The organism is Cellulomonas biazotea, assembly GCF_004306155.1.
Taxonomy (GTDB): domain Bacteria; phylum Actinomycetota; class Actinomycetes; order Actinomycetales; family Cellulomonadaceae; genus Cellulomonas; species Cellulomonas biazotea.
On record NZ_BIMR01000130.1, the window covers coordinates 1 to 10431 of the forward strand.

The 10431-nt window shown below is 74.4% G+C and carries 4 protein-coding genes and 1 pseudogene; all 5 read left to right on the forward strand.

What is annotated here, in order from left to right; translation table 11 throughout:
* Window positions 1-244 (forward strand): annotated as a pseudogene (locus CBZ_RS21760) (RNA 2',3'-cyclic phosphodiesterase); the annotation flags it as partial.
* A 33-nt stretch (window positions 245-277) separates the two neighbouring features.
* Window positions 278-1273, forward strand: a complete 996-nt coding sequence (locus CBZ_RS09780) for an RDD family protein (RefSeq protein ID WP_165446720.1) — start codon at window positions 278-280, stop codon at window positions 1271-1273.
* 269 nt (window positions 1274-1542) lie between these two features.
* Window positions 1543-2589 (forward strand): phenylalanine--tRNA ligase subunit alpha, encoded by a 1047-nt coding sequence (pheS, locus tag CBZ_RS09785; protein WP_130781376.1) that lies wholly within the window; start codon window positions 1543-1545, stop codon window positions 2587-2589.
* The gene (gene pheT, locus CBZ_RS21505) at window positions 2589-5153 is read left to right on the forward strand and encodes a phenylalanine--tRNA ligase subunit beta (protein ID WP_218022744.1); all 2565 of its coding nucleotides are present in this window, start codon (window positions 2589-2591) and stop codon (window positions 5151-5153) included. Before pheS ends, pheT begins: the two co-directional genes overlap by 1 nt.
* Window positions 5154-5418: 265 nt before the next feature.
* Window positions 5419-10374, forward strand: coding sequence for an ExeM/NucH family extracellular endonuclease (locus CBZ_RS09800; RefSeq protein ID WP_130781377.1), 4956 nt, complete (start codon window positions 5419-5421; stop codon window positions 10372-10374).
* Window positions 10375-10431 lie beyond the last annotated feature (57 nt).

Here is a 10431-nt window from a genome sequence, read left to right on the forward strand (position 1 = left end):
GGCTCGGCCACCGCGCCGGGGGTCGTCGCGCCCGGCGCGCGGGCACGGTCCCGGCGGTGACGCGCCGGGTCGGGCCGCGGTCCCGTCGGACGAGGACGTCGCGCGCGGCGTCGCCCGCGCGCTCGCCGTGTACGAGGGGCCGTCGTGGCGGGTCGACGCCGTGCTCCTGGTCGCGTCGCACCCCGGCGCGGGGCGTGGCGGGGGACCGCTGTACGAGGTCGTCGAAACCTTCCCGTTCGGCTGACGTGCAGGTCACGGCGCTGGCACGATGACCGCCATGACGACGACGCTCGCCCCGCCGGGACGTCTGAGCCCCGTCGTCGACCTCCCCGACCCGTTCGCGTCGTTGCCCCGTCGCGTCGTCGCCGCGCTGCTCGACACCGCGATCCTGTCGGCGGCCGCGTTCCTGCTCGCCGACGGCCCGGTGGGGCGGCTGCCCGGGTGGGTCGTGGGCGTCGGGTGGGGGGACGCACGACCGCTCTCGGGCGGTGCGGTGCTCGCGCTGGGCCTGCTCCTCGCGCTGCAGGCCTGGACGGGCGCGACGCCCGGCAAGCGGGTCGTCGGGATCGTCGTCGTGCGGGAGCGCGACGGCCGTCCGCTGGGGCCGGTCCTGACCGTGCTGCGCCAGGTCGCGCACGTGCTCGACGCGATCCTCCTGGTCGGGTACCTGCGGCCCCTGTGGCACGCCCGTCGACGCACCTGGGCGGACAGCGTCGTGGCGAGCGACGTGCTCCTCGACCACGTCCACCGGTCGACGCGGGGGCTCGCGACCGAGCGGCTCTGGGTGACGTCCGGCGCCTGGGTGGTCTGCGGGGCGGCGCTGCTCCTGTCGGTGCCGGGGTCGCGGGGGTGGGGCGGTGAGTCGCACCCGTGCGAGGTCCCGGCAGGCGCCGGACCGCTGCGTGGTGTCGCGGGAGTCGAGCGCGTGGCGCTGGACCTGCCCCCACGCACGGAGGAGACGCGGCTCGGCCTGTCCCGCGCGACGTCGCACGAGGCGGCGACCGTCGCGTGGACGCTGGCGTCGCCCGCGCCGCCCGACGGGACGGTCCTCGTCTCGACCGTGCACGACGAGCACGGCGTCGTGACGTTCGAGGACCGCCTCACGGTCCGTGACGGGGGCGTCGTGGACGCCGAGGGTGCGCCCGCGAGCCTCGTGCGCACGGTGCCGTGGGACGCGTTCGGCCCGTTCCCGCCGACGTGGGGGTGGCGTGCCGAGGTCGTCGCGGACGGCCGTGCCACCGAGGTGTGCAGCCTCGGGTGGGGTGCCGGCTGACGTATCGGCTGGTCGGCGGTCCGGCCGGCGTGGCAGCATGGCTCGCATGTCAGCGCGTGCACGGGCGGCCGGTGGTCGCCGATTTCCGCGGCCCGTCCACGGGCTGCGCTGACGCGCGCGTGACCTGACCGCCGACGAGCGGACGGGCGCGAGGGCCCGGGACGGGCGCCACTAGACTTCCCTGCTGGCCGGTGCGCTGTCGCGCGCCCGGTCAGGGCCCGTCCTCCGCGGTGCGGACGCGGGCTCCGGAACTCCCCTGGAAGGTCCGCATGACCGACACACCTCTGTCCCCGCTCGACGAGGCCGGCATCGACGTCGCCGTCAAGGCCGCCCTCGCCGCGTTCGCCGCCGCCGGCGACCTCGACGAGCTCAAGACCGCCCGCCTCGCGCACCTGGGGGAGACGAGCCCGGTCGCGCTCGCGAACCGTGCGATCGGCGGGCTCGCGCCCGCCGACAAGGGCGTCGCAGGACGGCTGCTGGGCGCGGCCCGCGGTCGCCTGCAGCAGGCGCTCGCGGAGCGGCAGACGCAGCTCGAGGCCGAGCGTGACGCGCGTGTCCTGGTCGAGGAGACCGTCGACGTGACGCTGCCGGTCGGCCGGCACCCGCGCGGCGCGCGGCACCCGCTGGAGACGCTGCAGGAGCGCATCGCCGACATCTTCGTGGCCATGGGCTGGGAGATCGCCGAGGGCCCCGAGCTCGAGGCGGAGTGGTTCAACTTCGACGCGCTGAACTTCGGCGTCGACCACCCGGCGCGGCAGATGCAGGACACGTTCTTCGTCGACCCGCCGGAGTCGGGGCTCGTGCTGCGCACGCACACGTCGCCGGTCCAGGCCCGCACGCTGCTCGAGCGTGACCTGCCGGTGTACATCGCGTGCCCCGGCAAGGTGTTCCGGACGGACGCGCTCGACGCGACGCACACGCCCGTGTTCCACCAGGTCGAGGGCCTCGCGGTCGACAAGGGCCTGACGATGGCGCACCTCAAGGGCACGCTCGACCACTTCGCGCAGGCGATCTTCGGTCCCGACGCCCGCACGCGCCTGCGCCCGTCGTTCTTCCCGTTCACCGAGCCGTCGGCCGAGATGGACCTGTGGTTCCCGCAGAAGAAGGGCGGGCCCGGCTGGATCGAGTGGGGCGGCTGCGGCATGGTCAACCCGAACGTGCTGCGCGCGTGCGGCGTCGACCCCGACGTCTACTCCGGCTTCGCCTTCGGCATGGGCGTCGAGCGGACCCTGATGCTGCGCCACGGCATCGCCGACATGCACGACATGGTGGAGGGCGACGTGCGCTTCTCCACGCAGTTCGGGACGGAGATCTGATGCCCCGCGTTCCCCTGACGTGGCTCGCCGACCACGTCGACGTCCCCGCCGGCCTGACCGCCGAGCAGCTCGCCGCGGACCTCGTGCGCGTCGGGCTCGAGGAGGAGGCCGTCCACCCGGCCGCCGTGTCGGGCCCGCTGGTCGTCGGCGAGGTCGTCGAGCGCACGCCCGAGCCGCAGAAGAACGGCAAGACCATCAACTGGTGCCGCGTCGACGTGGGGCCGGAGCACAACGAGCCCGGCGGCGCGCCGCGCGGCATCGTGTGCGGCGCGCACAACTTCGAGGTCGGCGACCGTGTCGTCGTCGCGCTGCCGGGTGCGGTCCTGCCCGGCCCGTTCGCGATCGCGTCGCGCAAGACGTACGGGCACGTGTCGGACGGCATGATCTGCTCGGCCCGCGAGCTGGGCCTGGGCGACGACCACGACGGCATCATCGTGCTGTCGACGCTCGGCATCGACGTGCCGGTCGGCACGGACGCCCGTGCGCTGCTCGGGCTCGGCGACGAGGTGCTCGAGATCAACGTGACGCCCGACCGCGGGTACTGCTTCTCGATGCGTGGCGTCGCGCGGGAGTACGCGCTCTCGACGGGTGCCCGGTTCACGGACCACGCGCTGCCGACGCCGGAGCAGGAGGCGCCCGCGACGGGCGGCGTCGAGGTCGAGATCGACGACGCCGCGCCGATCTACGGCGTGCCCGGCGCGGACCGGTTCGTCGCGCAGGTCGTGCGCGGCGTGCGGGCGCAGGACCCGTCGCCGCAGTGGATGCAGCGCCGGCTCACGCAGGCGGGCATGCGGCCGATCGGGCTCGCGGTCGACGTGACGAACTACGTCATGCTCGACCTCGGCCAGCCGACCCACGCGTACGACCTCGCGAAGGTCACCGCGCCCGTCGTGGTGCGGCGCGCGCGGGCGGGGGAGCGCCTCGTCACGCTCGACGGCGTCGACCGGGTGCTCGACCCCGAGGACCTGCTCATCACGGACAGCCCCGACGGCGCCCGCGCGGCGCGCGTGCTGGGGCTCGCCGGTGTCATGGGCGGAGGGGACAGCGAGGTCGGCGAGAGCACGACGGACCTGCTGATCGAGGCCGCGCACTTCGACCCGGTCACGATCGCGCGCGCCGCGCGCCGGCACCGGCTCTCGAGCGAGGCCGCCAAGCGGTTCGAGCGTGGGGTCGACCCGCGCCTGCCGCGCGTCGCGGTCGCGAAGGTCGTCGAGCTCCTCGTGGAGCACGGCGGCGGGGTCGTCGACGCGGTCCTCACCGACGTCGACCGCACGACCGCGCCGCCGACGCTCGTGCTGCCGCTCGACCTGCCGGGCCGGCTCGTCGGCGTGCCGTACACGGCCGACGAGGTGCGCGAGACGCTCGACGCGATCGGCTGCGAGGTCGGCGACGAGCGCGACGGGACCGTCGAGGTGCGCGTGCCGTCGTGGCGGCCGGACCTCGTGGTCCCCGTGGACCTGGTGGAGGAGGTCGCGCGCCTGCGCGGCTACGACGCCATCCCGTCGACCCTGCCGGTCGCCCCGGCCGGGCGCGGCCTCACGCACGGCCAGCGCACGCGCCGGTCGGTCGCGCGGTCGCTCGCCGAGGCGGGCTTCGTCGAGGTGCTCAGCTACCCGTTCGTGGCGACCGAGCAGCTCGACGCGCTCGGGCTGCCCGCGGACGACGAGCGGCGGCGCACGGTCCGCCTCGTCAACCCGCTCACCGAGTCGCACGCGTCGCTGCGGACGAACCTGCTGGTCACGTTGCTCGACACGGCGCGGCGCAACGTGAGCCGCGGCCAGAGCGACCTCGCGGTCTTCGAGATCGGCCTGGTCACGCGACCCGCGGCCGACGCCCCCGCGGCACCCCGGCTGCCCGGCGGGGTCCGGCCGAGCGACGCGGACCTCGCGGCGCTCGACGCGGCCGTGCCCGCCCAGCCGCGTCGTGTCGCGGGCGTGCTGGCCGGTGCCGTCGAGGCGGCGGGGTGGTGGGGGCCCGGTCGGCGCGCCGACCACACCGACGCCCTCGCGGCCGCCCGTCGGGTCGCCGACGTCGTGGGCGTCGACCTGGTCGTCACCGCCGACGCGGAGCACCTGCCGTGGCACCCGGGCCGCTGCGCGCGTCTGACGCTCTCGGACGGCACCCTCGTCGGGCACGCGGGCGAGCTGCACCCGAACGTCGTCGCGACGCTCGGGCTGCCGGCCCGGGCGGCGGCGTTCGAGCTGGACCTCGACGTGCTGCTCGCGGCCGCGTCCGGCGAGCCCCTCCAGGCGCTGCCGGTCTCGGCGTTCCCCGTCGCGAAGGAGGACGTCGCGCTCGTCGTCCCGAGCCAGGTCCCCGCGGCCGACGTCCTGGACGCCGTGCGCGTCGGTGCGGCCGCCGGCCCGGCCGGTGACGTCGTCGAGGACGTGCGGCTGTTCGACGTGTACGTGGGGGACCAGATCCCCGCGGGCACGACGTCGCTCGCGTTCTCGCTGCGCCTGCGGGCGGCGGACCGGACCCTCACCGCGCAGGAGACGGCGGGCGTCCGCGAGGCGGTCGTCGCCGAGGCGCAGCGCCGGTTCGGGGCGACGCTCCGCGCCTGACGAGCGGCGCAGGCCTGCGCGACGACGGCCCCACGACCCCGCGGTCGTGGGGCCGTCGTGCGTCCGGCTCCAGCTCGCGAGCGGGCTCGACGGTCGCGCGCGGGCGCCACGGTCGCGCCCGGTGGCCGAGCCGCCGGTCGTGGGACGAGTTCACCAAAAGGTTACCGACGGGTAGTTGCCGCGAAACGGACGAACCGTGAGAGTGAGGTCGGTCCGCCCACCAGGCGGACCGCAGTTGTGCGTCCCCGACGAAGGAGAGCCCGCCGTGCACGGTGGAGTGAGATCGACGACCGGGGGCCTCGCGGCCCTCGTGCTGGCAGCGGCCGGGTCACTGGCCGCGGCGACCCAGGCGGCAGCGGCGCCGTCCCCCGGGGCCGCCGTCATCATCAACGAGGTGTACGGGGGCGGCGGCAACTCCGGCGCCCCGTTCAACCGGGACTTCGTCGAGCTCTACAACCCGGGCGCCGCCGACGTCGCCGTCGGCGGGTGGGCCGTGCAGTACGCCTCCGCCGCCGGGACGTCGTGGCAGACCACGGTCCTCGCCCCCGGGACCACGGTCGCGGCGGGCGGGTACCTGCTCGTCGGGCAGGGCTCCGGCGCGAACGGCGCCGCGTTCGAGGTCGACGTCGACGGCGCGATCCTCATGGGCGGCGCCGCCGGGAAGGTCGCGCTGACCAGCACGTCGACCGCGCTCGCCGGGTGCGGCGCGGACTGCTCCGACCAGGCCGCGGTCGTCGACTTCGTCGGCTACGGGACGACGGCCAGCGACTTCGCCGGCACGGGCGCCGCGCCCGCCCCGTCGAACACGACCTCGGTGTCGCGCAGCGTGACGCACGCGAACACCGCGGACAACGCGGCCGACTTCACCGCGGGCGCGCCGACGCCGCAGAAGTCCGAGGGCGGCACCGACCCGGGCGACGGCGAGTACACGATCGCCGAGATCCAGGGCACGGGCGGGGCCTCGCCGCTGCAGGGCACGACCGTCACGACGACCGGCGTCGTCACCGCGGCCTACCCGACGGGCGGCTTCAACGGGTACGTGATCCAGACGGCCGGCACGGGCGGCCCGCTCGACCCGGCGCGCACCGCGTCGGACGCGGTCTTCGTCTTCTCGTCGGCGACCGTCGGGTCCGTGGCGATCGGCGACCACGTCCAGGTCACGGGTGCCGTCAGCGAGTTCAACGGGCTCACCGAGATCACGGTCGCGGCGGGCGGGCTCGAGGAGCTCGCCACGCCCGGCACCGTCACGCCCGTCACGGGCGGCTGGCCGACCACGGCCGAGGGCCGCGAGGCGATCGAGTCGATGCTGTTCCAGCCGACCGGTGAGTTCACCGTCGCGAACACGTTCTCGACCAACCAGTACGGCGAGGTCGGCCTCGCGGCCGGGACGACGCCCCTGATCCAGCCGACCGAGGTCGGTCGCCCGGGCTCGCCCGAGGCCGCCGCCGCGGTGACCGACAACGCGGCCCGCGGGGTCGTGCTCGACGACGGCGCGACGACCAACTTCCTGTCGGCGGCGAACCAGTCGCAGACCCCGCCGTACGTGTCGCTGACGAACCCCGTGCGGGTCGGCGCCGCGGCGACGTTCACCGCGCCGGTCGTCGTCGACTACCGGAACAACGCGTGGAAGCTCAACCCGACCAGCCAGTACGTGGCCGGCGGCACCGCGCCTGCGACCTTCGAGAACGACCGCACGGCGTCCCCGCAGGACGTCGGCGGCGACGTGCAGGTCGCGTCGTTCAACGTGCTCAACTACTTCACGACGCTCGGCGCCCAGGGCGCGAGCTGCGTCCCGTTCCGCGACCGCACCGGCGACCCCGTCACGGTCGACACCGGCTGCAACCAGCGCGGCGCGTGGGACCCGGCGGACCTGGAGCGGCAGCAGGACAAGATCGTCGCCGCCATCAACGCGCTCGACGCGGACGTCGTGGGCCTGCTCGAGATCGAGAACTCGGCGGTCGTCGACGGCGTCGCCGACGAGGCGCTCGGCACGCTCGTCGCCGCTCTCAACGCGGAGGCGGGCGCGGGGACCTGGGCGTTCGTGCCCTCGTCGGCCGACCTGCCCGCGACCTCGCTGCAGGACACCATCACCAACGCGCTGATCTACCGCACCGCGGCCGTGGAGCGCACCGGCGACGCCCGCGCGCTCGGCGACCAGAGCGCCGACGGGCAGGCGTTCGCGAACGCCCGTGAGCCCATCGCGCAGGCGTTCACCCCGACCGACGGCGGCGAGCCCGTGCTCGTCGTCGTCAACCACCTGAAGTCGAAGGGCTCGGCCGGTCCGTGGCCGGGCGACGTGGACGCGGGCGACGGGCAGGGCGCGTCGAACGAGTCGCGCGTCCGTCAGGCCACGGCGCTGCGGGACTGGGTGCCGACGATCCAGGGCGACACCGAGGCCGTCGCGCTCGTCGGCGACTTCAACGCCTACACGCACGAGGACCCGCTGCAGGTGCTGTACGACGCCGGCTACGTCGACGCCGTCGACCAGCTTGCGCCGGGCCAGTGGTCGTACACGTTCTCCGGGCTGTCGGGGTCGCTCGACCACGTGCTGCTCAACGAGGCGGCCCTCGCCCGGGCGACCGGCGCGGACGTGTGGGAGATCAACGCCGAGGAGTCCATCGCGCTGGAGTACAGCCGGTACAACTACCACGGCACGCTCTTCTACGCCGACGACGTGTACCGCTCGTCCGACCACGACCCGGTCGTCGTCGGGCTGTCCGCCGGTGACACCAACACGGGTCCCGTCGACCTGACCTTCCTCAACATCAACGACTTCCACGGGCGCATCGACGCCAACACCGTGAAGTTCGCGGGGACGGTCGAGAAGGAGCGTGCGGCGGCCCCGGGCCCGGTCGCGTTCCTGTCGGCGGGCGACAACATCGGCGCGTCGCTGTTCGCGTCGGCGGTCCAGCAGGACCAGCCCACGATCGACGTGCTCAACGCGCTCGAGATGCGCGCGTCGACGGTCGGCAACCACGAGTTCGACGCGGGGTTCAGCGACCTCACGGACCGCGTCGTGCCCGCGTCCGACTTCACCTACCTCGGTGCGAACGTCTACCAGAAGGGCACGACGACGCCGGCGCTCCCGGAGTACGCGCTGCTCGAGCTCGGCGGCGTGACGGTCGGCGTCATCGGCGCCGTCACCGAGGAGACCCCGACGCTCGTCACCCCGGCCGGCGTCGCGATGCTCGACTTCGGCGACCCGGTCGAGGCGGTCAACCGCGTCGCGGCGCAGCTCACCGACGGCGACGCGTCGAACGGCGAGGCCGACGTCGTCGTCGCCGAGTACCACGAGGGGGCCGGCGCGGGCACGCCCGACGGCGCCACGCTCGAGGAGGAGGTCGCAGCGGGCGGTGCGTTCGCGGCGATCGTCGAGGACACGTCGGCCGCGGTCGACGCGATCTTCACGGGCCACACGCACAAGCAGTACGCGTGGGAGGGACCGGTCCCCGGTGACGAGGACCGCACCCGGCCGATCGTTCAGACCGGCTCGTACGGCGAGTTCATCGGCAAGGTCGTGCTGACGTACGACCCGGAGACCGACGACGTCACGGCGCACACGCAGACCAACGTGCCGCGCACGACGGACGCCGACGCGACGCTGATCAGCACGTTCCCGCGCGTCGCCGAGGTCAACGACATCGTCGTCAAGGCGCTCGCCTTCGCGGCGGAGGTCGGCAACCAGGCTGTCGGCTCGGTGACCGCGGACATCACGACCGCGTTCTCGGGCGGCTCCTACGTCAACGGCGTCTACGTCGGCTCAGGCCCGCTGCCCACCACCGGCCGGGACGACCGGTCCAAGGAGTCGACGCTCGGCGGTCTGGTGGCGAACTCGCTGCTCGACACGCTGGCCTCCCCGGAGCGCGGCGGTGCCGACATCGGCGTCGTCAACCCCGGCGGCATGCGCAACGAGCTGCTCTACGCGCCCGACGGCGTCATCACCTACGCCGAGGCCAACGCGGTCCTGCCGTTCGTCAACAACCTCTGGACCACGACCCTCACGGGCGACCAGGTCAAGACGATGCTCGAGCAGCAGTGGCAGACCAACGCCGACGGCACGATCCCGAGCCGCCCGTACCTGCAGCTCGGCCTGTCGTCGAACGTCACCTACACGTTCGACCCCGCCGCGGCCCTCGGGTCGCACATCACGTCGGTCACCGTGAACGGCGAGCCGCTCGACCCGGACGCCGAGTACCGCATCGGCACGTTCTCGTTCCTCGCGCAGGGCGGCGACAACTTCCGGGTGTTCACCGACGGCGCGGACACGGCCGACTCCGGTCTCATCGACCGGGACGCCTGGATCGCGTACCTCCAGGCGCACCCGAACCTGTCGCCGGACTTCGCGCGGCAGGCCGTGGGCCTGGCGGACGTGCCGACGACGGTGGAGGCGGGCGCCGACCTGGCGTTCGACGTCACCGGGCTCGACCTCACGAGCCTCGGCTCGCCGCTCAACACCACGCTCGACGTGCGGCTCGACGGCCAGTCGATCGGCACGGCGACCGTGACGGGCGGGGCCGCGAGCGTCGCGGTCACCGTGCCTGCGGGCACGGAGCCCGGCGAGCGCGTCCTCACGCTCGTCGCCGCACCCAGCGGGACCACCGTGACGCTGCCGCTGACCGTCGAGCAGGGCGTGCCGTCGTCGACCACGACGCTCGTCGCGCAGCCCGACAGCCAGGTCTTCGGCAAGGCGAAGGTCAAGCTCACCGCGACGGTCACGTCCGACGCCCCGGTGAGCGGGACGGTCGAGTTCGTCAGCGGGGACACCGTCCTCGGCTCGGCGACGCTCGCGAAGAACGGCAAGGCCCGGCTCACGCTGCCGGCGAGCACGCCCGCCGGGACGTACCAGGTCGTCGCCGTCTTCGCCGGGAACGACCAGGTCGCCGGGTCGCAGTCCGACCCCGTCACGGTGACCGTCGAGCAGGTCGGCACGCGCACCGGCCTCGTCGCGTCGCGCAGCACGCAGAAGCAGGGCTCGATCCTGCCGACGTTCCTCGTCGCGGGAGTCGTGCAGGACAACCTGCGGATCCCGTCCGGGAAGGTCGAGATCCGGGAGGGCACCACCGTGGTGAGCAGCCACGCCGTCGTGCTCGGCGTCGCGATCGGCACCGTGCCGCGCGACGCGGCCGTCGGGACGCACACCTACACGGCGACCTTCGTGCCGAGCGACCCGAACGTCGCGACGAGCACCAGCAGCCCGGTCACGGTCCGCGTCACACGCTGACCGACGCGCCGAGCGCGCACCAGACGGCCCGCCCGACCACCGCACGGTGGTCGGGCG

Excerpts from the sequence above, each read along its gene's own strand:
- CBZ_RS09780 (WP_165446720.1), top strand. The coding sequence starts at position 278 with ATGACGACGACGCTCGCCCCGCCGGGACGTCTGAGCCCCGTCGTCGAC.
- pheS (WP_130781376.1), top strand. The coding sequence starts at position 1,543 with ATGACCGACACACCTCTGTCCCCGCTCGACGAGGCCGGCATCGACGTC.
- pheT (WP_218022744.1), top strand. The coding sequence starts at position 2,589 with ATGCCCCGCGTTCCCCTGACGTGGCTCGCCGACCACGTCGACGTCCCC.